Genomic DNA, 21,879 nt, shown 5'->3' with positions numbered 1-21,879 from the left:
TTTCAGCAATATTACTAGACCCTCTGAGGAAATCAAGAAAAGTTAGAGGAACTTACGGAATTACATTCCGGTCGATTGTAGGTAGTGTTAGATCAACAAAAGACATCTCCCCTCCACAAACTGTCTGTTATCTCATTGTTCGCATCAAGTCCAACCTACATCCGCTTCACGAGGTTTCTATGCAACGTTCCCTGCAAGTACAACAGTCTCCGCAAGACTCGCCACTTCCTCTCTTCATGCAATCTAGCTTCGCCATTGTTAGTTTCTTACTTCTAGTTTGCTTGCTCTAACTCAGTACTTCACTTCAGGCCGTGTGTTAGGCCAACCGAAAACATCTCCCCTGCACAAATGCTCTGTTACCTCTCAGTTCAGTTCTAGCCCCAAACCTAAGTCCCCTTCCGGAGGTTCCCATGCAAGACTCCCTGAAAGATTCACCGCTTCCTCTCTTCATTCAATCTAGCGGTGCCATCGTTGGCTTCTTACTGCTCATTATCTTGCTCTAGTTTCTCCTCCACGGCGTTATCGAGTAACGTCATGGCAGTTTCGACAGTATCGGCTTCCTGAGCAGGTTTGTCTGTTCGCCACCGCAGAATACGTGGGAACCGTACCGCAATCCCCGACTTGTGTCGCTTCGAGAGGGAAATTCCTTCAAACCCAATTTCAAACACATGAATGGGTTCTACCGAACGAACCGGACCAAATTTTTCTATCGTGTGTTTGCGAATCCACCGATCGAGCGCATCAATTTCAGCATTGTCTAACCCTGAATAGGCTTTAGCAAAGGGCACAAGCTCATCTCCTTTCCAGAGTGCGAAGGTATAATCTGTAAAAAGGTTGGCTCGCTTGCCGCTGCCTGCCTGAGCGTAAATCAACACGGCATCCAGGGTCATTGGATCAACTTTGAATTTCCACCAGGATCCCCGCTTCCGCCCAACCAGGTAGGGGCTATCCAAAGCTTTCAAGACCAGTCCTTCAGCATCATAATCTCGCGATCGCTCCCGCAACGCTTTCAAGTCTTCCCACGTGTTAAACGTGAGCACCGTTGAAGGGGTAATGCGCGTACTGGAATGTTGTTCCAGCAAACTGAGAAGACATTGGCGGCGATCGCTCAAAGTCTTGTCCCGAATATCCTGCCCATTTTGCTCTAGCATGTCATAGGCAATAAAGTGAGCAGGATTTTCATCCATCACCTTCTGCGTCACACGCTTACGCCCCAGGCGTTTTTGCAAGGCATTAAAGCTCATCGGGCGTTCGGTGCCGCTTTCCGGAGAACCGCCCTCCCAACAAACGATCTCGCCATCCAGCACCGTTCCATTGGGCATTGTCTGAAATGCTGTTGCAATCTCGGGAAATTGTGGCGTAATCAAATCTTCGCCCCGTGACCAGATGAACACTTCATCGGCCCGGCGAATGACCTGTGCCCGAATGCCATCCCATTTCCATTCTGCCTGCCAGCGCGACAAGTCTTCTGTTTGAAAGCGCTCTTCTTCCAGTGGCGATGCCAGAAAGAAGGGATACGGGCGGCTGGGCACGATTTGGGCCTGATCATGACCAATCAGGTGTTCATAAAAAGCGGCCGTTGGTTCAAAATCTCCCATGAGCCGATGAGCCAGCTCTGGTTCGGAGACGCCACACGCTGCAGAGAGGCCTTTAATTACGAGCTTAGCCGAAGCTCCCACACGAAAGGCACCCGTCAGCAACTTGTTGAGGATAAAAACCTCGAATGGCGTGAGAGCCGACCACCAGGAAATTACCAGTTGATACAACTCAGCTTCGGACTCAACCTTTTTGGCCTGGGGAAGAATGGTTTCCATCCAGGTGGATAGGGCAATGTCAGAGCCAGATGCCTCTGCAATGGGGGTATCTTGCATCAGCAGGGAAATAACCTCAGCCGAGTCACCCACATGGGCATAGCAATCTTCAAACAGCCATTCGGGAATATCTGAAATACTTAGGAACACATCTCGCAGTACCCGAGATGTAATCAGCCGTTTACGAGTTTTGCCCAACAGTAGATAAAGCGCCCAAACGGCATTGGCAGGCTCTTCCTCAGTGAAATAGTTTTGGATTGCCTGCACCTTCTCGTTGGTGGAGGTGGTGGCGTCAATTTCCTGAAACAGTTGGGTAAAGCGCTTCATGCCATGCTCCGAGACCGTTATAAGCCAGATGGCTACCTTTTGACCCTAGCACCAGTATCGCAAAAGAGCGTTTTGGGCGTGCTTCGCATACCCAAAACGCTTTAAACCCCGAAGGGATTGAAGGTTTAGAGCAAATTAGCGATCTACTGAGCATGGCATTTAAATGTGCAGCCCCTTACAAATGGCATTTTAGAACAGACAAAAACTGGCTTAACTGAATCTGTACCGATTCATGGGTAAATTCATCGTCCGGGTGGGGAGGTTGCCCAGGCTTTTGAAAGTAAGGCCGTTCATTGTTCATCTGGCCCCATTTGCAATCCACCTGGCGCACAAACTCATAGAGCGTATCGGCATCGGTCGTAATATTCTCAACAATCTCTTGAAGAGCGACTAATGGGGATTTGACATATCGGCTCACACGGGCCTCATCAGATTTAACCCAGGCAAATAATATAGCCTGGACAATACCTGATATATCGACCAGATGTTGTTGAATAAACAGGTTAATCTCCGTCAACACCTGCACCAATCTGGGAACAGGCGACTCACCTTTCATAAAGGATGTCCCCTCCCGACCAATGACTTCTGCCATGGAGAAGGTGCGACCTGAAAGAATATCCCTCTGGAGGTCCAGCGTTTCGTTGTCCGGTGGGTTCATAAATGACTGACAGCAGCTTGTATACGGGCGATCGCCTCCCGAATATTCGCCAACGAGTTGGCATAGGAAAGCCGCAAATACCCATCCCCCAATTTACCAAAGGCGGTTCCCGATAAAACGGATACGCCTGCGTTTTCTAACAGATGGTCAGCCAGAACATCACAGGGAAGGGGAAGCTGTTTGACATTTGGGAACACATAAAAGGCTCCGGCCGGTTGACGGCATTGGATTCCGGCGATCGCATTCAATCCGTCTACCATGACATCTCGCCGTTGGCGAAATTCGGCCACCATGTCGTCAACAGCGGTTTGGGGGCCAGTGAGGGCCTCTATTCCGGCCATTTGGGTAAAAGAACAGGTGCAGGAGTTGGAATTGATCATCAGTTGCACCAACCGTTCTGCCAGAGGTTTAGGAGCGATGCCATACCCGAGCCGCCAGCCTGTCATGGCGTAGGTTTTGGAATGCCCATCTAGCAGAATCGTGCGGTCTTTCATGCCCGGAAATTGGATGATACTCTGGTGCTCCGCCTCGTAGATGATGCGGGAGTAAATCTCATCGGAAAGGACATAGAAATCGTGTTTCTTGGCGAGGTAGGCGATCGCCTCCAATTCTTCAACGGTCAAAATTCCGCCTGTTGGATTTTGGGGGGAATTAAGGATGAGCAGCTTGGTTCGATCAGAAATGGCATGAATCAGATCATCAATGCGGAAACGGAAATCTACCTCTTCACGTAATTCCAGAGGAACGGGTTTAGCACCAATAAAATTAATGACCGATTCGTAAACAGGAAAACCTGGATTGGGATAAATCACTTCATCCCCATCGTTAACCAATGCCAGTAGTGTGAAAAAGATAATCGGTTTTGCTCCCGGCGTCACCACCACTTCATCGGGATGAACCTCAATGCCTCGGGTTTGCTGAATGTATTCGGCAATGACTTGCCGGAATTCCAAGAGCCCTGCGGCTGGAGCATAACCCGTATAACCCTCTCGCATAGCTTGACAGGCCGCTTCGCAGATATTTGCAGGAGTTGGAAAATCAGGCTGACCAATTTCCAGGTGGATAACACTTTTTCCTTGAGCTTCGAGTTTTTTGGCTTTTGCAAAGACCTCAAAGGCGGATTCTGTTCCTAACCGACTCATGCGTTCTGCAATATCCATGATGATGCGCTCACTGGTATGGATTGGCCTAAAACAAAAAAGCAATCAAATTTATTCGCGGCGATCGTAAATTTCAGGGTTAACACAATGGGGCAGGCGATCGCCCTTCAACCCAGCGATCAGGTTGGCGATCGCCATGTTTGCCATTTTTTCTCGGGTTTGCTGGCTGGCACTGCCGATGTGAGGCGTAATAATGAGATTTTGGAGCAGCAGCAGCGGGCTATCGGGAGGAATCGGTTCTGGGTCTGTCACATCCAATGCGGCCCCTGCAATAAGCTCCTGGGTTAGTGCGCGATGAAGCGCCTCCTGATTCACAATCGAGCCGCGTGCCGTATTGATTAAAATAGCAGTCCGTTTCATCTGCTCAAATTGTGGATCACTGAATAACTGATTTGTTTGCGGCGTCAACGGCGTATGAATGGTCACAAAATCGGATTCCTGCAACAGGCGATCGAAGGGGACGAACTCAACACCTAGAGCCTGTTCTACCTCGGATGGGGCCTGCCGTTGATTGGCGTAGAGAATTCGCATGTCGAATCCCCTGGCGCGACGGGCAACGGCCTGACCAATACGGCCCAGACCCAGAATGCCGAGGGTTGCTCCAGCGACATTAGGACCCAGCAACAAGTCTGGTTCCCAGGTTTGCCATTGCCCCGCGCGGGTGAAGCGATCGCCCTCCACCACCCGTCGTGCTGCGGCCATCAGTAACGCCCACGTCAAATCTGCGGTGGCATCGGTGAGCACACCGGGGGTATTCCCAATGGGTATGTTGCGGGCAGTCACAGCGGGAACATTGATGTTGTCATAACCGACTGCCATCTGACTAATTACCTTGAGGGTAGGTGCCTGTTCTAAGAGGGGCGGGTCAACGCGGTCGGTTAGCAGACACAACAGGCCATCGATGGTCTTCACCTTCTCCAATAACACGTCATAAGGGGGGGGAGTGCGCTCAGGCCATACCTCAACCTGGGCAACCTCTTGCAACGCATCCAGAGCGGTCGGAAGCTGGCGAGTCACAAACACGTTGAATTGAGTCATGGGAGAAATTGCTCGATTATGTCCATCTTGAAATTAATCCTGAAATGCGGTTTGGGCTGAAGAACATAACGTAAATGAGTTGCGCTCTTTGTGAAATGGGTATCTTTCACCAAAATCAATAACCGGATGCCCATCTCACACTTCTTTTAATCGGTACTTCTTAAAAGATGTTGGGTACTTTCATCTCGGTGCTTTTTCAAGTACTGCATAAAAGGCGTGCCTCCCGTACCGATGTGGGTGTCATTATTCGCCCGCCCTGCCTGGGAATGAATGTAGCGAGCTGCAAATTCCAGGTGTTGCGTCCGGAACTGCTCAATTAGAGAAACACAGTCATTGTAGCGATCGCCCAACTCAGGCATCTGTCCCATTCGCTCCTTCACAAAGTTCCGCAGAGTGGATTGCTGCTCTACCTGCTCGATGAAAGCACGATGACTGGGTGGCATATATTCCCGCATCTCCATCAAAAACTCTCGGAGTGGGTCATTGCTGTGAGAGATATTGAACAATGCATCCATTGTAGGGACAATCGCGCTTTGCGCTCCCGTTTCCCCCCGCAGTTGTTGGGGTTCGCCATTGTACTCATCCACGCCTTCATAAATCAGACCGTTGGGCAGGGATGAATTATTCTTCCAGCCGTGGATGTAGGGTCGAACCCGATTGTAATAGACGTAGGGATCACAGGCTTCGGGCATGCGCTCCATGGTGGTATTAATTGCCATCCAAGCAGTCTTAATCACGTCCAGAGCCTGAATGACCGCCTCCGAATCATCTCGAACCACGCTATTCAATAAGGTGGGAATGATTGCCAGAGCCGGAGCCGCTTTTGCTTCAATATCAATGTGGATGAGAATGAACCAGTCTTCATCTAAGCCCCCCAGAAAGTTTTGGAAGATCAGAATATTACCAATTTCAATGGGTTCTGCCTCATCAATACGTACCCAGTTATCCAGAGCGTAGGATGCATAGGACAGCACTGGAGGTCGCCCCAAGTTCTGAGCAATCGTGTAAAAGGGGACGGCCAGGTTTCGGGGCAGCGTCGATACAGGAGGCGGTTGGCCCCAAACAAAAGCATGGGTTAAGTAGGAATACATCAACATGGCTCGTCGCCATTGCAGATCATTCAGCTCCCGCTCAGGGGTCACTTCAGGTAAGTTTGCGATCGCCTGCCGCAGCTTACCCGTCGTCATCCATTTTGGTAACTGCGTCGCTATCTGCTCAATCGGCTGAAATGCTGATGGTAGAGAGACATAAGCTGGAGTTTGAGATGGTAAAAAACCACAGTCCTGATGGATGTCGTAATCTTCCAGCTTGAGTGGAGGGAAAACAGACTGTTCTAATGTGGCGTTCATATCAAAACCAATGTGTAACGTTATAACTATGAGGAGGAATAGGAAAGTTCGCGATCGCGCAAAATTCGTCGCATCACTTTATTAGAAGCCGTGCGAGGCAAAGATTCCACAATCATCACCCGATGAATTTTGAAGAGAGGATTGAGATGATGTCGGATGGCATGCTGTAAAGCTGTCGTCAGTTGCTCTGGTTGAAGCTGAGTCTCGGGGGCTACAACCGCAAAAACGACCAGCTGGCTGGGACCACCTTCGGGCGGAGAAACGGCGATCGCTGCCGTCTCACAAATCTCCGGAACCGTGTTTAAAGTCCGCTCGATTTCCGCTGCACTAACTTTAATACCTCCCAAATTCATCGTGTCATCGACCCGCCCTAAAGCCCGGTAATAGCCCCCCGGCAACCGCTCAAGTTGATCACCATGACGGCGAAGAGGAATGGAATTCCAATGGGGTGTATAAGCAAAATAGACCTGATGATGATTCTTATTGAGCAACTCTGTAGATAACCCAATCGATGGCGGAATGATGAAGGCTTCACCTTTAGAGGAGAGGCGATCGCCATCATCCACAATCACCAGATCCATTCCCAACGCCGGAGTCGTGAATGTTGCAGGGGCACAGGGCTGAACGCAAGTTCCCGTAACATAGGCACCTCCGATTTCAGTTCCACCGCAATATTCAATTACGGGTTTATAGCCTGCGATCGCCATTAGAAATAGCATGTCTTGGGGATTAGAACATTCCCCTGTAGAGCTAAAGGCTTGAATGGCACTCCAATCTAAACCCTGCATACACTGATTGGTTCGCCAGCAGTTGACCAAACTGGGAACAACCCCCAGGACATTGACCCGAGCATCCTGAAGAAACTGCCCAAACTCCCGACCCGTAGGGGCTCCGTAATAGAGGGCGATCGTTCCTTGATTGATTAACGTGGCATAGATTAACCATGGCCCCATCATCCACCCCAAATTTGTCGGCCACGCAACAATCTGCCCTGCATGAATATCTTGATGTAGATGACCATCTACGGCGCACTTTAGGGGTGTAGTTTGTGTCCAGGGAATGGCTTTCGGATCTCCTGTGGTGCCCGAGGAGAACAGGATATTAGTGTGGGCAGATGGCTCGACTGCGATGGCCTCGAACTGATCGTTTGAGCTTAGAAATTCCTTCCAGAGGCAATCCTCCGATCGCAGTTGCACGGCCGAGATCGCCTCCAGGGACAGCACGATCGCACGAGGGGCCTCTGCCTCTACCACTTTGTGATAGAGGGGTAACTGTTTACCGCCCCGCAGAATATAATCCTGGGTGACAATAGCTTTCGCTTTGGAAATGCGCAAACGCGCCGCAATCTCATCGGCTGCAAAGCTATCGGCAATGCCGACCACTACACATCCCGCTTTGACAATGCCCAGGTAAACGGCGATCGCCTCTGCCGTCATGGGCATCGCAATGGCAATCGCATCTCCAGCTTGAAACCCTGCCTCTACCAGGCCATTAGCAATACGGTTACTCAAGGCGTTTAACTCGGCATAGGTCCAGGTTCGTAACGGTTCTGATTCAGCCTGGAAGATAATGGCGATCGCATCCCCTGGAGCTTGAAAACAGCTTTCCGCAATGTTCAATCGGGCATCCACAAACCACTCTGGCGCTTCGACACCTTGCGATATATTCATCACCTGGGTGTAGGGTTGGCGAAAGCGAATCCGCAATCGTTGAACCATCTGCTCCCAAAACTCCTGTCGATGCTGCACAGACCAGGCATGCAGCTCAGCATAGGAGGTGAGATTCAGCGATCGCATCAGCTCAGCAATATTCGTCTCCCGTATCTCATCCTCTGTGGGAAACCAGGCTGGAGGTGGCCCCTGGTCACTATTCCAATCACGATAGGCCGTTTGGTACAACAGTTCATGTAGGGCAAAAGGATGCTCGGGCTTGAGCAGCTTTCGACTCAACCACTGCCAGCACTCAGCCGCCGGTAGAAAAGCCAACCACCGATTAATTGACGGCAACATCTCAGCGGCATCGCCAGGAGTAATCCCCGTTTCAAGCAACTGCTCTAGAGTGAGTTGTTTCATCCTCTATCCCCCTCCACAACCTAGTAGTCCGTCGAGATAAATTTGAGGGATCCCTCAAATCTATAAAAACTAATTCTTAGGTTTTGTTGAGGGGTTGTAACCCCTCAACAAAACCTGGACATCTAAACAGACAACGGCGCGGCCGTTCCCAATAAAGCCACCACACCAAACACCATACTCAACCGATCCCACAGAACAAACGCCTCATAGGTTTGAGAGCTCCGTTGAGTCTGAAACCGCGCTAATGCAATTCCCAAACTGATCACTGTAATCAGCGCGAAAACCGTAAATACCCAGGGATGCGCCATGGGCAGCAAAGTCACCGCGAGGGGAATAGACCCCAGCAAAAGTATCAACAAGCCCCAGGCAATGGTAAATGCCGTTTGGTCTCCTAACCTGTTTGCAATCGTGACAATGCCCTGACGGCGATCGCCCTCCGCATCATGAATATCCCAAACAACCTCCTTTGCAAAAGCAAGGCAGAACAAAAATCCAATAGGATACAGCATGGCAAAAGGACGCCCCGCGACTAAACTTCCCAGAAAAATCAGCCCGGAGATAACGGTAGCCACAATTAAATTGCCTAAAATCCCGTTGAGCGTCAGCAGGTGCGAATACTCCCACAACACCGCCGTACTCACAGCCACTAGAAGAAAGGGGTAAATTCCTAAGGGAATAGACGCCACCAGAGCACATCCAAACAGAATAGCCGCGGTGTACCAGACTTGCTGAGGCATTAGGCGACCCGATGGCAACGGCCGTTCTGGATGATCAACCCGATCTTTTTCAACATCCCAATAATCGTTGATCGCGCAGGCCGCAGACATCATGCAAAACAGAATGAGCGCCGTCAGCCAGTAATGATGAACTGGAACAGTATGATTTAGGGCAACGATCGTGGCACAACCAGCTATCCCAGCCATAATCCCTACAGGCAGACGAAAGAGTTGTGCAAAATCTCGCAGGCGTTGACCCGGATTTGAAGCATTGGGAGAAGTGTGAGGGGTATCCATAGCAAGTTCTCCAGAATCAAATTTAAGTTTGAATAGGCATTTAACTGTAGGGGGCCAGTTTCAGCAAAGTACGGTTAGATAAAGCGGCAGGAATTGAATAGGTGCCACGTAGGAACGGGTTTTACCACAATCTTTAACGACACAACCGAGATTGTTTTTAAACCCGCCCTGGGAGTAGATGACTTTTGGTAAACAGGGCAGGTTTTGCCGGAAGGTTAACTATCACAGTTATGGGTTGTTTGCTAAACCCGCCCCTACGGCGATTTTTAACGGATGTTTTATAGGTAGACATGCTCCAGGCGATCGCGCTCCAACCCATTCCAAAAGACAGCGATCGCCTCCAAGATTTCCCGCCCCCCTTGCATAAACTTCTCCCGATCAAAGTCAGGATGGAAATACACCTCCTCCAGTTCTTCCAGGGTATGCCCAGCGTGTTGACCCTCAACCCGGTTATGCCAGGTAAAAAAGGCGAGACGTAGATGGGGGTAACGGGTTTGCTTCAGTATCCCCAGGCCGTCTTCTAACTCTTGCCAGAAACCAGCCGCTGCCCAGTTTTCAACAGCAAAGCTGGCTCCCTCGGCGATCGCCGGGTCAGCACTGCCATACAGACGAATCAATTCATCACAGAAATGTAGAGTTGTGGGTCGGCCATGCTGCCGCTTCCCAATCTCCCCAAAGTCCAGTCCTAAACCGTTTGCCACATCCGCCAACCACTCAAAATGCGCGGCCCGGAAGCGACAAATTCCACCGTCTACGGTGCCCTCCGTACTGACCAATTCAGGGTCACCCTGCCGATCTTTTTCATCCTCACTCAGGCCTGTGGAAGGAGCGATCGCCTGCTCCGGTTTGCGGTAGATCACTCCTAACTCATTCAACAAAATTTCTCGGCCCGCTCGTGATTGTTGCAGGTTGGGTGCATTAATAATTTTTTGCAGCGCTGCAATCAAGAATTGATTTGAAAAGACCGAGAACTGCTTAATGAAGTGACGCAGTTCTGTATCGGAAATCTGGCCTTCGCTAAACCAACGGGTATAGACGTTGTCGGTAATGATGGGATGGTGAAGAAGTTGGCGATCGACCTGGGTCAAAAATTCTGCAAATTCATCCACTTGCGCCTGAACCAATTCCCCCCGTTGTAAACGCTCCTGAATACGAGACGAAATAGTCAGGCCCTCTGGGGATTTTGTAATGGTGTAATTCATAATGGCATCCTCTACCTATCATTTTTGTCACATCAGGGCGTGTTTTAGAATTGGCTGGAAGGATTATGTTTGCATGCACTTTACAGACGAAAAAATAGCTCTTAAAACAGACATTGAGAGTTATATTGCTAAAGCCCTTGGTGTTACAAATACAAAGTGTTTGTAACACCAAGGGCTTTAACAAAACGGTCCAATGTAGTTTTGCCATGAGTTTGAATTATTCAGCGATCCAGCTATAGGGATAATCTTTGTCTTCCAGGTCATAAGCATAGCGGGTTAACTTTAATGGCCGAAACGTATCAACCATAACGGCAAACTCATCGGTTCGGGCTTGACCAATGGATTGCTCATAGGTTCCCGGATGGGGACCATGGGGAATACCGCTGCAATGCAACGTAATCGACCCTCGCTCTATGCCCTTACGGGAAATAAAGTTTCCTTCGACGTAGTACAGCACCTCATCTGAGTCGACGTTGGAGTGGTTGTAAGGGGCCGGAATCGCCAGAGGGTGATAATCAATTAAGCGGGGCACAAAGGAGCAAAGGACAAAGCCCGGTCCCGCAAAGGTTTGATGCACGGGAGGGGGCTGGTGCACCCGTCCGGTAATCGGTTCAAAATCCTCAATATTGAAGGCATAGGGCCAGAGATACCCGTCCCAGCCCACCACATCGAGAGGGTGGCGGTGATACAGGTAACGGGTGATGTAATTCCGGGCCTTAACCCGTACCTCAAATTCGCCCTCCTCGTCGTGGGCAACCAGGCTTTGGGGAGGGCGAATATCCCGTTCGTTGTAGGGGGCTTGCTCCAGAAATTGACCGGAACGGTTCAGATACCGTTCCGGCGGGGTAATGTGCCCGTGAGCTTCAATCACCAACATCCGCTGTTCTACATCCGCATCCGGAATCAGCCGCCAAAGTACCCCTGCCGGAATGACCAGATAATCTCCGGGGCGATAGGGCAAAATGCCAAACTGAGTTTCTAAAGCCCCTGTGCCATCGTGAATAAACAGCACCTCATCGCCATCTCCAAAGCGATACCAGTAGGTCATGGGAACCGTGGGACGGGCGATCGCAATACAAACATCTGCATTGCCCATAAGGGGAACTCGGGAGGCGATCGCATCCCCGCTCCCTCTAACCACTGCCGTTCGCAGATGATGGTGCCGCAAGGGCCAATCCTCTTCGTAGGGAATGTCCACTTTTTGTTGCAGCAGAACTTTGTAAATTTGAGTCGGCGGGTGCAGATGATAAAGCAGAGCTTGAATCCCTGAAAACCCATGAATTCCAATCAATTCTTCGTGGTACAGCGAACCATTGGGTTGGCGAAACTGCGTGTGTCGCTTGTGGGGAATCGTGCCGAGCTTGTAATAGTAAGTCATGGCTGCACCTTCACAAATTACCGCGTACTGCCTGCTCCCGTTCGATCGCCTCAAACAATGCTTTGAAATTCCCCTCTCCAAAGCCTTTCGCCCCACATCGTTGAATCACTTCAAAAAAGAGGGTCGGTCGATCCTGAACTGTTTGGGTAAAAATTTGCAGCAAATAACCGTCTGAGTCGCGATCGACGAGAATGCCTAATTCTGCCAGTTTTTCTACCGCTAGATTAATAGGCCCAACTCGTTCTGTCAAATCCTGATAGTAGGTGCTTGGAACTTGTAAGAACTCTAACCCTGCGGCTTTCAAACAGCTCACCGTTTCGATGATATTGTCGGTTGCTAAGGCGATATGTTGTACACCGGGCCCCCCGTTGTACTCCAGATATTCCTCAATTTGAGATTTGCGTTTGCCGGAGGCCGGCTCGTTGATGGGTAATTTGATGGTGCCAGTCTTGTCCTGCATCACCTTAGACATTAAAGCCGAGTATTCAGTTGAAATCGCCTGCTCATCAAAGTGCACCAGCACCTCAAAGCCCATCGTTTCAGCAAAAAACTGAACCCATCGCTCCATAGCTCCCAATTCCACATTGGCGACCACATGATCAATGGCTGTTAAACCAGACGTATGGTGGTTTTCTGTGAGCGTACAAGGTTTAAATCCAGGAGCAAACGCACCCGAGTAATGACTGCGATCGACAAATTTCAGCAACACATTTCCATATAGGTGAATCGCTGAATAACACAGCACTCCAGAGTCATCTTGCGTCTTTGTGGGTGGAATCGCTTCTAATGCCCCCCGATCGGTAGCTTCCAGGTAAGCTTTCTCTGCATCTGGTACAGCAAGCGCAATGACAGCAACGTGATCACCATGATCCCAGGCAAGTTTGGCAATGGGGTGTTGCGGATTGAGGCCACTACTGACGACAAAGCGGATATTTCCCTGCTCCAGAACGTAGGAAGCGACATCCCGCTCTCCGGTCTCTAGCCCCCGATAGGCTGTATTAGTAAAACCAAAACATTTGGAATAAAAGAGGGCTGCCTGTTTGGCATTACCAACGTAAAACTCGAGATGATCAAATTGTTGAATTGGAAAACGATCGCCCATACAAGCCTCTCCTTAAGTTTCCCACTGCCAAAGCTCCCGCCAGACCTGATCTAGCAGACAGTGAAGAAACATGATGCAAACAGTTACAGCCTCTTCCACGATCAAGCAAGCTTGATCGAACCAGGATACCGACCGTTGCCTTCGAAGCACACGTTACTACCGAGTTCGGTTAATCCCATCCTAACGAGTTAGGCCTAGTTCCATTGTGGTACTGATCCCCGGTAGAGCAACCTCTGTCAGGAGACTGATCCCCGCTGTCTCTCCAGAACGATTAGTCAAACAAAGCTTTCGCAGTAGGATACAGGTATTCCAATTTCATTAGGACATACCGTTCTATGACCTCATCGGTGCAGACCTTGCTGTCAGCCGTTGTGGACTATGCCGGGCTTTTTCCCCCGGCCCAGTTGAGCCTGCCAGAAGCTATCGGGAATTATGAACAGGACCGGACGAGTTCTCAGGCCTGGATGCTGGGCCGTTTTGTATTACCTGCTGGGCGAGTACCCGAGTTAGCATTCCTGACTCAATCTTCCGGCTCTGAACCATGGCCTTTGAGTGTAGTTCTATCTGGGGGTTTGGAAGCGATTTTGGAGCAAATGCGATCGCTCCAATCGGTCCCACCCCAGGCTACTCCCAGTTCTTCCCCTCTGGCTCTTGCCGCCTTAGAATTTCCGCCCCTGCCTCCAAGCGCCCTTCAATCCTTACTGCCTCAAATGCCAAACGGGATTGATGCGTTCTTTGAAGTTCCTTTTACCGATCCGCTTCCCCATCTGAAGGCTCTCAAGGGAACGGGTGCCTTTGCCAAGATTCGCACTGGTGGCATTAAAGCTGAGGCATTTCCAACGGTTACTCAGCTCAGCCAGTTTATTTTGGCCTGTGCAGACGCTGAAGTGGCGTTCAAAGCAACAGCGGGGTTACATCATGCGCTACCCGGCGACCATCGCCTTACTTATGAGCCTGAGAGCCCTACAGCACCTATGCACGGATTTTTGAATGTGGCGATCGCCGCCACCTTTGCCTACTCGCAAGCAGCAACACTGGAAGACCTATCCAAAATTCTGAGAGAAACTCTGGCGGTCCGAGGAGATTCCTCCGAAAAGGAAAGTGGTTTTGTGTTTGAGAGCGGCGGTATAAGATGGGGTGCTCACCATATTTCTTCCACATCAATTCAAGCAACCCGCCAGCATTTCTTTCATGGTTTTGGTTCCTGTTCATTTCAAGAACCCATTCATGATTTGATGGAATTACAGTTATTGGAGACGTCACTCACGCCACAAAAACTAGCAACAAAATGATGTCAAAGTAAATTTATTTTTGAATATCTATGCATTACTCAATCAATGAAACCCACAATCCCAACTTGAAAAGTTGGGTTGAATCCGCCAATACTCCAGATACCGATTTTCCTATTCAAAACCTTCCCTTCGGCCTATTTCAACCGCTCGGCAGCACCGCATCTCCTCGTATTGGCGTCGCAATTGGGAACTACATTCTAGATCTCTCTCAATGCTCTCAACTGGGCCTATTCCAAGAGCTTCCTGAAGCTGTGCAAATGGCTTGTACCGCACCTACCTTAAATCCACTAATGGCACAAGGGCAGAAGGCTACTTCTGCTCTAAGGACCTGCTTGAGCCGGTTACTACAGGCTGACGAGCCTTCCTCACCTCCCAATCCATCTCTCCTCATATCAATGGCTGAGGCCGAATTGCTAGTACCAGCCCACATTGGCGATTACACCGATTTTTACGCCTCCATCTTCCACGCCACCAATGTAGGCAAACTGTTTCGCCCAGATAACCCTCTACTGCCAAATTACAAATATGTTCCGATCGCCTATCATGGGCGAGCTTCCTCCATACGGCCCAGCGGCACGAGTATTCAGCGGCCTAAGGGACAACGCAAAGCTCCTGATGAAACGGCACCCAACTTTGGCCCCTGCCGCTTGCTAGATTACGAATTGGAGGTTGGGTGGTTTATTGGGGCGGCCAATGAGTTAGGAAGGGCGATCGCCATTGACCAGGCAGAAGAACACATTTTCGGACTGTGTTTGGTCAACGACTGGTCAGCCCGAGATATTCAGGCATGGGAATACCAGCCTTTAGGGCCGTTTCTGGCTAAAAACTTTGCGACGACTCTCTCCCCCTGGGTTGTCACCTTAGACGCTCTGGCCCCCTTCCGCTGCGCTGCATTTCAACGACCCGAGAGCGACCCACAACCGCTGCCCTATCTGACGCTGTCCAGCGATGCTCAGACCAGCGGCATCGATATTACGGTTGAAGCCTGGCTCCAGTCAGCACAGATGCGAGAGCAGAGCATAGAACCCATCCGCTTGAGCCAAACCTCTTTCCAATACATGTATTGGACCCTGGCCCAGATGGTTACCCACCACACCAGCAACGGGTGTAACCTTCAACCCGGTGACCTGATGGCAAGTGGTACGGTATCAGGTCCAGAAGCAGGCTCCCTGGGATCGCTGATAGAGATTACACAACGGGGTGCACAGCCGATTTCACTGCCGACTGGAGAGGAGCGATCGTTTTTGCAGGATGGGGATGAAGTTATTCTGCGCGGATTTTGTCAGAAGCAGGGTTACGCCAGGGTGGGGTTTGGAGAATGCCGGGGCATTGTGCAGCCTTCAATTGATGAAGTTTGAGTGGCCAGCTTCCTAATTTACAGTGCTTTGTGCTTGAATTGGCTACGGTTGTTTCTGTGAGAGCGCGGCTCTTACAAAAACAACCAGATTTTAAGCGCTTGAGAAGCGCTGTAAGTTGGAGAGCTACTTTAGGGCGATCGCCCTAAACGCTAGAGTCCGCAGGCACCCATACCGAAACAGAACCAGCATCGCATCGAAAATTGGCCCATCCTTCATCATTCGTGGTGATCAGCTCGTCGATATGTTCAGTGATATCAATGTAGGTACAATTGGGTTGTCCAACCTCCATCCATTTTATGCCCGCTTCCCCGTTACTCAGCACTACAGCCATGCCACCGGGATGTTCTTCATCCCCTAAACGGGTCCAGCCGAGAGTATTGGGGTGGTCAAAATAGTCGTACTGATCACCATAGGCATAGGTTTGACGGGCATACAAGAATTTGTCAATAATCCATTGATGGCTATCGAGCCAAATCTCATGCTCGTTACCATCCCTGCCCTTATCTTTGTAATGGGCACCGTAATAATCGGCATAGAAGATGCAGGGATAACCCTCACGCCGCAACAGGATTAATGCATAAGCTAACGGCTTAAACCAACCTTCTACCACAGATTCCAATGCTTGCAAGGGCTGAGAATCGTGATTGTCTACCAGGGTAACGGCTAAAGCGGGTTGCTGTTGCACCAAAGTGTTATCAAAAATTTGCCGCATGTCGTAATGGTTGCCCCGAGTGCTGGCAACGCTGAAATTGTGATGCAATGGAGCATCAAACAACAGCACATCACCACCCGTAAGAGCAATGAAATGGTGTAATGCTTCAATGTCGTAAGACCAGTACTCGCCAACCGCAAATAGATCGCGGCCCGCATACCGACGGCAGTGGTTCAGCCATTCGGGAAAAAAGCCTGCTTTGACATGCTTCACGGCATCAAAGCGAAAACCATCCACATCCGTTGTATCAATAAACCATTCACCCCAGCGCTTTAGTTCATCACGAACTTCTGGATCTTCCATATCCAGATCACAGCCCATGAGGTAGTCAAAAGCGCCTTTTTCTAAATCAACTTGTTCATCAAATTTCTTTCCTTTAAAGAGGTAAACAGCATCCTCAGATTCGTTATAAACGTTGTAATCAACCGCATCAAAATGCCACCAATGCCATTCCATTTCAGAATATTTTCCGTGGCGACCTGGGAACGTAAAATGTGTCCACACCTTAATCGTTTGCATGTCACCAATGGGGCGATGGCGATCTTCTGGATCGTACGGTGTTGCTTCTACTTCTTCCAGTTCATCAGCCCCTAGTTTGTGGTTGAGAACGACATCAGCATAAACCCGAACACCCGCAGCCTTGGCAGCTTTGATAGCCGCGACATACTCCTCTTTCGTTCCATATTTGGTACGAACAGTGCCCTTCTGATCAAACTCCCCTAGATCGAACATATCGTAGACCCCATATCCAACTTCCTGGGCACCGCCCACACCTTTATAAGCTGGAGGTAGCCAAACTGAAGTTATACCTGCTTCCGCCAATCCCTGAACACGCTCTGCAAACTCATTCCATAAAGTACCATCGGATGGAATATACCAATGGAAATACTGCATCATCACGCCATTAAACTGACCCACTGATATTCCCCTATTAAAATTTTGGATAATCAAACTCAACTATAAGAACTATAACGAAAGCCTTCATTTATGTTTGTCCATCACCAGATAGAAATACAAGATACCTGTAGTTACAGTTACATTAGTTCGGACAGTTTTTCTGAAACCCTTGATTTTGCGTGCGCGAAGCGCACGCAAAATCAAGGGTTTCAGAAAACTGTCCAGAGTATTGAGTTATTGAAGTTGTAAGTGAGCAGTTGCCATTCAACATAAAACCCAAAAGGCTATGCCATCTTTTAGCTCAACTTACGTCTCAAAAAACATTTCACAAATCATGGAGAAACGTTATAAATGGCGATGGTTACTGCTTACTCACTGGTCTCAGGAGATGTCTGAGAGAAAACCTAATGTTGTCCTCTATTCATTCCGTGCACATGGAAACACTAAAAGCATTACAATCTGGGCAACTAAAGGGAAGTAAAAGACTGGATTTGGCAGCTAACCTAACCGAGTTTCCAGCAGAGATTTTTGACCTCGCAGATTCCCTGGAGATCTTAAATCTCACCCACAATCACCTGAAATCGTTGCCAGATAACTTTGGTCAATTACAGAAGCTCAGAATCGCTTTCTTCAGTAACAACAACTTTGAAGAATTGCCCGCTGTGCTATCTCAATGCCCCAATCTTTCCATGGTGGGCTTCAAGTCAAACAAAATTAGAGCGATCGCCGAAAACTCTCTCCCTTCCTCTGTCCGCTGGCTCATTCTCACCGACAATCAAATTGAGCAACTCCCCACATCCTTCGGGCAGTTAAGCCAATTGCAAAAACTCATGCTGGCGGGAAATCAGTTGCGATCGCTCCCCGAAGAAATGGCCGCCTGCCAAAACCTGGAACTGGTTCGCATCTCAGCCAATCAACTCACAACACTTCCCTCCTGGTTGTTCAGCCTACCCCGTCTATCCTGGCTCGCGTTCTCCGGAAATCCATTTTGTGAGCAATCCTCATCGGAAGCACCTCTGGAGGAAGTGGATTGGGCTGACCTAAGCATCGAAAGTACCTTAGGAGAAGGAGCCTCTGGTGTTATTTCCAAGGGAGCCTGGGCCACTAAATCCACGCAAAATGTAGATGTTGCCATCAAAGTATTCAAAGGAAAAGTCACAAGTGATGGGCTTCCGCTGGATGAGATGCGATCGTGCATTGCCGCTGGCACTCACCCCAATTTGGTCAGGCTATTGGGCAAGGTGAAAAATCATCCTGAACAGAAGGCAGGGCTGCTCTTTACATTCGTTCCCCCCACCTACAAAGTCCTTGGTAACCCTCCCAGCTTCGACACCTGCACCCGAGATACTTATCCCTCTGACGCCTCTTTTTCAGTGCCAGTTATTCTCCAGATTGCCCAGGGCATAGCGGCTGTAGCTGCCCACCTTCACGCCAGAGGCATTACTCACGGCGATCTGTACGCCCACAACATTCTGGTCAACTCCCAGGGAGAAAGTCTACTGGGGGATTTTGGAGCCGCATCCTTCTATCCATCCAGCATTTCAGACATTGCCTCATCGCTGGAATATATCGAGGTCAGAGCCTTTGGATGTTTGCTTGAGGATTTGCTGGATCGCTGTGTTGTGGGTGATGGAGATGTGGGGGTGTGCGATCGCCTGCGCACCTTACAGCAAGCCTGCATGAACCCTGTTCCACCTATGCGCCCTACGTTTACAAAAATCTGTGATGTTTTGGGGGCGATCAGCTGACCTTTCCAGGCTTCAAAGAATTGATACTGCCGTCGCTAAGCGACGGCAGTATCAATTCTTTGAAGCCTGGAAAGGTGAAACTACCTATAAAACTGAACTACCACCTTGCCTACGTTTTTCCCAGTTAGGAGGTAATTAACGGCAGTTGGAATGGATTCAATCCCATAAAACGGGGTTGGGTTGATGGCAACACGAATTTTTTGGGAATAGAACAGATCGAGGAGGCGATCGCGCGCCTCAACCATATACTCTGCATAATGCGGCATGAGAAACGCCCGCACTGAAGCTGCTTTCCAAAAAAGCTTGTGATAAATACGAGGCTGAAGAATGGGTTGAGGAGCTTTGGCATATTCTGAGATAAAACCAATACTTACTAACCGTCCTCGCACGGCTAAATTCTCAACACAGGTATCAAAGACGGTGCTGCCTACACAATCGAACACCAAATTTATGCCGTTAGGATATTCATTTTGCAAAACGCCATGTAGATCTTCCTGGTGGTAGTTGATGATGCGATCGCACCCTAATTCCTGCAAAAGTTGAGCTTTGGCCTCTGACCCGCAAGTGCCAATCACATGATTTCCGGCCAGCTTTGCTAGTTGTACGGCAATGTGTCCGGTTCCCCCAGCAGCAGCGGTCACTAATACGGTTTCCTGACTGCGCATTTCCCCCGCCTGCTCTAACGCCACGAGAGCCGATATTCCTGTCGGCATTAATGTCAGGATTTCTGGAATGGCCTCAGAAATCTTGACCGCAAGGTGGGCCGGCACAACTTGATACTCTCGATAACCTCCCCCTCGCGCTATGGTTGCAACCGCATTTCCAACGTCAAAACCGTCTACAGCATCACCGATTGCCACGATCTCACCTACCGCTTCAACACCCAGATCGAAGGGGGGGGTGAGGTTCACATAGGGTACGTTCCCCTGGCAAAGAAGGGTATCAAATCCGGCATTAACGCCAGCAAATTTGTTGCGAATCAGAAGCTCGTCAGAGTTTGGGGTGGGGATGGGGAGTTCTTCAATGGCGATCGCCGATTGAAAATCCGAGCTGAACTGTTTAACAACAAGCTTTTTATAGGTGCCGGATTGCATTGCAGCGCATCCATTTTTAATGGGACGGTGAATTGGAGGGCGATCGCATTCCCAAAGCCGGAATGTTTATCGTACTTATTTCATTCAAACATGAGTCAGATGCATCTCACGTTTGTGAATGAGGCAGGCAAAGCATTCCTCACTCACAAACGTGGCTTCCCAAATCTACAAAAGTGGGATGTATTCCATGAGTCTGTTTGCCAGCAAGGGTATAGCATTAAATTTACAGGCTCAGATTCGTTAAATGATGCGCTTCAAATTCGTCGAGAGGCCGCAACGTCATGGGTGAACAAAACCAACCATCTTCATCTATATCTCCATTAGCAGACGATTTAAATACAAATTTAGTCCCAGAGGATTGGGGTGGTGATGGTCAGAGCCGGATGCATTTATCTGGGCGATGTACAGCTATCACGTCAAAATATCTCCCTCGTCAATATCAGTATTTCGACAGCGATCCGGTTCCCAAACAACCATGGCAGGTTCATGGTGTACCCAAAACTGTCACAGCTACTGGCCGGGTGCTTTCCTGGCATGACAATGGCGCATCTACCGTCAAGGTTTTACTGCCTTCTCAATTTGAAATACCTGCAGGCAGATTTACCGCAGATCTGGAAATTTTTGTGCTCAGTGGCGCTATCCAGATGGGAGATTGGAAACTGGGCAAAGACAGCTACTCCTTCATTCCAGCAGGCGTCAGAGTCGGGCCATGGAAGACCTTAAATGGTGAAGCAGCAGAAATTTTATGGATGGCAAACGGTAACTTGCAGTATCAGGATGCGGAAAATCATCCAAATGCCAGGATGCGTGATTTTATTCCCGCATTAGACAGTAAATTGCTCTCCTGGGGAAGAACTGACACGACGCAGTTTTTCGAATCGAGCAAGAAGTGGCTGAGAAAAGCCGCGAATGGTGGAGGAACGTGGTTACTCGCTATCCTGCCCCATTATGACGGGAGGCAGGCGATGATTCAGTCCTATAACGAAGAAGCATATTGTCTGGCAGGATATTGCGATATTGGCAACTATCGATTCCTCAAGGGCCACTATGGCTATGTCCCCAGCTTCACCACGTCTCTCAGACACATTTCCGAAGACGGCTGTTTATTCTTCATTCGAGTGGACAGAGATTTATCCCAATCGGGAACCGTCTTGTCCTATGCAGATTGATGGGTTGGTACTAAAAGATAGAATCGTTGATTAATGGTGCCGTTCTTCCTGAATTAGCGTGCGCTGAAACAGTTGATGATTCTTAAACCAGTGCCAGGTGCGGGTGCGGTGATTGTTGCAAGGACTAATTTGAATCATTTCATAGAGGTAAAAGTCTGGAATGGTTTTGTAGGAGAACTTGAGGATAACCGTTGTATCATCAGCTTCCCATGCCTGTCCCTGAATCCGATCGGTGTCAAACCACAGTTTTTTGTCGCGGTAGATGCCAGGAAACTGGTGTTCCTCCTGCTTACCATTTGTCCAGGTATAGCGATTGATTTGATAGTAATCATACTCGCCTTCCTGAGGAAACTGACAGGATAAGCGGGCTTCGTGCTGGTCAAGGATTTTCGCCGTTGCATCAATCAGAGTATAGGTGCCAAACCACTCCCCTTCATGGCGGGCAAGAACAGGCATTTCTTCGCGGATGTTAGACATTGTTGTGTTTTTTATACAGGAT

The 21,879-nt window shown here is 49.4% G+C and carries 17 protein-coding genes; 4 read left to right on the top strand and 13 right to left on the bottom strand.

What is annotated here, in order from left to right; genetic code table 11:
* Window positions 1–479: 479 nt before the first annotated feature.
* The 10 genes from H6F91_RS25375 to hppD all read right to left on the bottom strand — a co-directional run bounded on the left by H6F91_RS25375 (window position 480) and on the right by hppD (window position 13,110).
* Entirely contained in the window at window positions 480–2,138 is a 1,659-nt protein-coding gene (locus tag H6F91_RS25375) for an ATP-dependent DNA ligase (RefSeq protein WP_190774232.1), read from the bottom strand.
* Window positions 2,139–2,313: 175 nt separating this feature from the next.
* Window positions 2,314–2,796 (bottom strand): hypothetical protein, encoded by a 483-nt coding sequence (locus H6F91_RS25370; RefSeq protein ID WP_190774231.1) that lies wholly within the window; start codon window positions 2,794–2,796, stop codon window positions 2,314–2,316.
* On the bottom strand, window positions 2,793–3,956 hold the full coding sequence (locus H6F91_RS25365) for a pyridoxal phosphate-dependent aminotransferase (protein WP_190774230.1): 1,164 nt from the start codon (window positions 3,954–3,956) through the stop codon (window positions 2,793–2,795). The genes H6F91_RS25370 and H6F91_RS25365 overlap by 4 nt, the downstream gene beginning before the upstream one ends.
* A gap of 51 nt (window positions 3,957–4,007) precedes the next feature.
* Window positions 4,008–4,994, bottom strand: a complete 987-nt coding sequence (locus tag H6F91_RS25360) for a D-glycerate dehydrogenase (RefSeq protein ID WP_190774229.1) — start codon at window positions 4,992–4,994, stop codon at window positions 4,008–4,010.
* A 146-nt stretch (window positions 4,995–5,140) separates the two neighbouring features.
* Complete coding sequence (locus tag H6F91_RS25355) at window positions 5,141–6,343, bottom strand: hypothetical protein (protein WP_190774228.1); 1,203 nt, start codon at window positions 6,341–6,343, stop codon at window positions 5,141–5,143.
* A 26-nt stretch (window positions 6,344–6,369) separates the two neighbouring features.
* Window positions 6,370–8,415, bottom strand: a complete 2,046-nt coding sequence (locus H6F91_RS25350) for an AMP-binding protein (RefSeq protein ID WP_190774227.1) — start codon at window positions 8,413–8,415, stop codon at window positions 6,370–6,372.
* Window positions 8,416–8,537: 122 nt separating this feature from the next.
* Entirely contained in the window at window positions 8,538–9,428 is an 891-nt protein-coding gene (locus H6F91_RS25345) for a geranylgeranylglycerol-phosphate geranylgeranyltransferase (RefSeq protein ID WP_190774226.1), read from the bottom strand.
* A gap of 278 nt (window positions 9,429–9,706) precedes the next feature.
* Complete coding sequence (locus tag H6F91_RS25340; RefSeq protein WP_190774225.1) at window positions 9,707–10,630, bottom strand: hypothetical protein; 924 nt, start codon at window positions 10,628–10,630, stop codon at window positions 9,707–9,709.
* A gap of 217 nt (window positions 10,631–10,847) precedes the next feature.
* A complete protein-coding gene (locus tag H6F91_RS25335; RefSeq protein ID WP_190774224.1) occupies window positions 10,848–12,008 on the bottom strand; it encodes a homogentisate 1,2-dioxygenase in 1,161 nt (386 codons plus the stop codon).
* A 10-nt stretch (window positions 12,009–12,018) separates the two neighbouring features.
* A complete protein-coding gene (hppD, locus tag H6F91_RS25330) occupies window positions 12,019–13,110 on the bottom strand; it encodes a 4-hydroxyphenylpyruvate dioxygenase (protein WP_190774223.1) in 1,092 nt (363 codons plus the stop codon).
* 335 nt (window positions 13,111–13,445) lie between these two features.
* On the opposite strand from hppD, the gene H6F91_RS25325 reads away from it, so the two are divergent.
* Together H6F91_RS25325 and fahA are read left to right on the top strand one after the other, a co-directional pair.
* Entirely contained in the window at window positions 13,446–14,402 is a 957-nt protein-coding gene (locus H6F91_RS25325; RefSeq protein ID WP_190774222.1) for a hypothetical protein, read from the top strand.
* 29 nt (window positions 14,403–14,431) lie between these two features.
* Window positions 14,432–15,760, top strand: a complete 1,329-nt coding sequence (fahA, locus tag H6F91_RS25320) for a fumarylacetoacetase (protein WP_190774221.1) — start codon at window positions 14,432–14,434, stop codon at window positions 15,758–15,760.
* A 142-nt stretch (window positions 15,761–15,902) separates the two neighbouring features.
* Here the strand turns inward: fahA and H6F91_RS25315 are convergent, their stop codons facing one another.
* The gene (locus H6F91_RS25315) at window positions 15,903–17,390 is read right to left on the bottom strand and encodes an alpha-amylase (protein ID WP_190774220.1); all 1,488 of its coding nucleotides are present in this window, start codon (window positions 17,388–17,390) and stop codon (window positions 15,903–15,905) included.
* 470 nt (window positions 17,391–17,860) lie between these two features.
* On the opposite strand from H6F91_RS25315, the gene H6F91_RS25310 reads away from it, so the two are divergent.
* The gene (locus tag H6F91_RS25310; RefSeq protein ID WP_242035979.1) at window positions 17,861–19,117 is read left to right on the top strand and encodes a leucine-rich repeat-containing protein kinase family protein; all 1,257 of its coding nucleotides are present in this window, start codon (window positions 17,861–17,863) and stop codon (window positions 19,115–19,117) included.
* 80 nt (window positions 19,118–19,197) lie between these two features.
* Here the strand turns inward: H6F91_RS25310 and H6F91_RS25305 are convergent, their stop codons facing one another.
* The gene (locus H6F91_RS25305; RefSeq protein WP_190774219.1) at window positions 19,198–20,211 is read right to left on the bottom strand and encodes a zinc-binding dehydrogenase; all 1,014 of its coding nucleotides are present in this window, start codon (window positions 20,209–20,211) and stop codon (window positions 19,198–19,200) included.
* Window positions 20,212–20,492: 281 nt separating this feature from the next.
* On the opposite strand from H6F91_RS25305, the gene H6F91_RS25300 reads away from it, so the two are divergent.
* Window positions 20,493–21,380: a DUF4437 domain-containing protein gene (locus H6F91_RS25300; RefSeq protein ID WP_190774217.1), complete on the top strand. Its 888-nt coding sequence runs from the start codon at window positions 20,493–20,495 to the stop codon at window positions 21,378–21,380.
* A gap of 30 nt (window positions 21,381–21,410) precedes the next feature.
* On the opposite strand, the gene H6F91_RS25295 is transcribed toward H6F91_RS25300, so the two are convergent.
* A complete protein-coding gene (locus tag H6F91_RS25295) occupies window positions 21,411–21,857 on the bottom strand; it encodes a DUF3598 family protein (protein WP_190774216.1) in 447 nt (148 codons plus the stop codon).
* Window positions 21,858–21,879: the final 22 nt, after the last annotated feature.

Origin of the sequence: Leptolyngbya sp. FACHB-8 (genome assembly GCF_014695575.1) — a bacterium.
Lineage (GTDB): Bacteria > Cyanobacteriota > Cyanobacteriia > Elainellales > Elainellaceae > Vacuolonema.
This window is presented reverse-complemented; position numbering and strand designations above follow the sequence as displayed.

Bases quoted from the DNA above. Each gene is read 5' to 3' on its own strand.
- H6F91_RS25325 (WP_190774222.1), top strand. From the start codon at position 13,446: ATGACCTCATCGGTGCAGACCTTGCTGTCAGCCGTTGTGGACTATGCC.
- H6F91_RS25295 (WP_190774216.1), bottom strand. From the start codon at position 21,857: ATGTCTAACATCCGCGAAGAAATGCCTGTTCTTGCCCGCCATGAAGGG.
- H6F91_RS25375 (WP_190774232.1), bottom strand. From the start codon at position 2,138: ATGAAGCGCTTTACCCAACTGTTTCAGGAAATTGACGCCACCACCTCC.
- hppD (WP_190774223.1), bottom strand. From the start codon at position 13,110: ATGGGCGATCGTTTTCCAATTCAACAATTTGATCATCTCGAGTTTTAC.
- H6F91_RS25365 (WP_190774230.1), bottom strand. From the start codon at position 3,956: ATGGATATTGCAGAACGCATGAGTCGGTTAGGAACAGAATCCGCCTTT.
- H6F91_RS25340 (WP_190774225.1), bottom strand. From the start codon at position 10,630: ATGAATTACACCATTACAAAATCCCCAGAGGGCCTGACTATTTCGTCT.
- H6F91_RS25345 (WP_190774226.1), bottom strand. From the start codon at position 9,428: ATGGATACCCCTCACACTTCTCCCAATGCTTCAAATCCGGGTCAACGC.
- H6F91_RS25355 (WP_190774228.1), bottom strand. From the start codon at position 6,343: ATGAACGCCACATTAGAACAGTCTGTTTTCCCTCCACTCAAGCTGGAA.
- H6F91_RS25360 (WP_190774229.1), bottom strand. From the start codon at position 4,994: ATGACTCAATTCAACGTGTTTGTGACTCGCCAGCTTCCGACCGCTCTG.
- H6F91_RS25300 (WP_190774217.1), top strand. From the start codon at position 20,493: ATGGGTGAACAAAACCAACCATCTTCATCTATATCTCCATTAGCAGAC.
- H6F91_RS25350 (WP_190774227.1), bottom strand. From the start codon at position 8,415: ATGAAACAACTCACTCTAGAGCAGTTGCTTGAAACGGGGATTACTCCT.
- H6F91_RS25370 (WP_190774231.1), bottom strand. From the start codon at position 2,796: ATGAACCCACCGGACAACGAAACGCTGGACCTCCAGAGGGATATTCTT.
- fahA (WP_190774221.1), top strand. From the start codon at position 14,432: ATGCATTACTCAATCAATGAAACCCACAATCCCAACTTGAAAAGTTGG.
- H6F91_RS25305 (WP_190774219.1), bottom strand. From the start codon at position 20,211: ATGCAATCCGGCACCTATAAAAAGCTTGTTGTTAAACAGTTCAGCTCG.
- H6F91_RS25335 (WP_190774224.1), bottom strand. From the start codon at position 12,008: ATGACTTACTATTACAAGCTCGGCACGATTCCCCACAAGCGACACACG.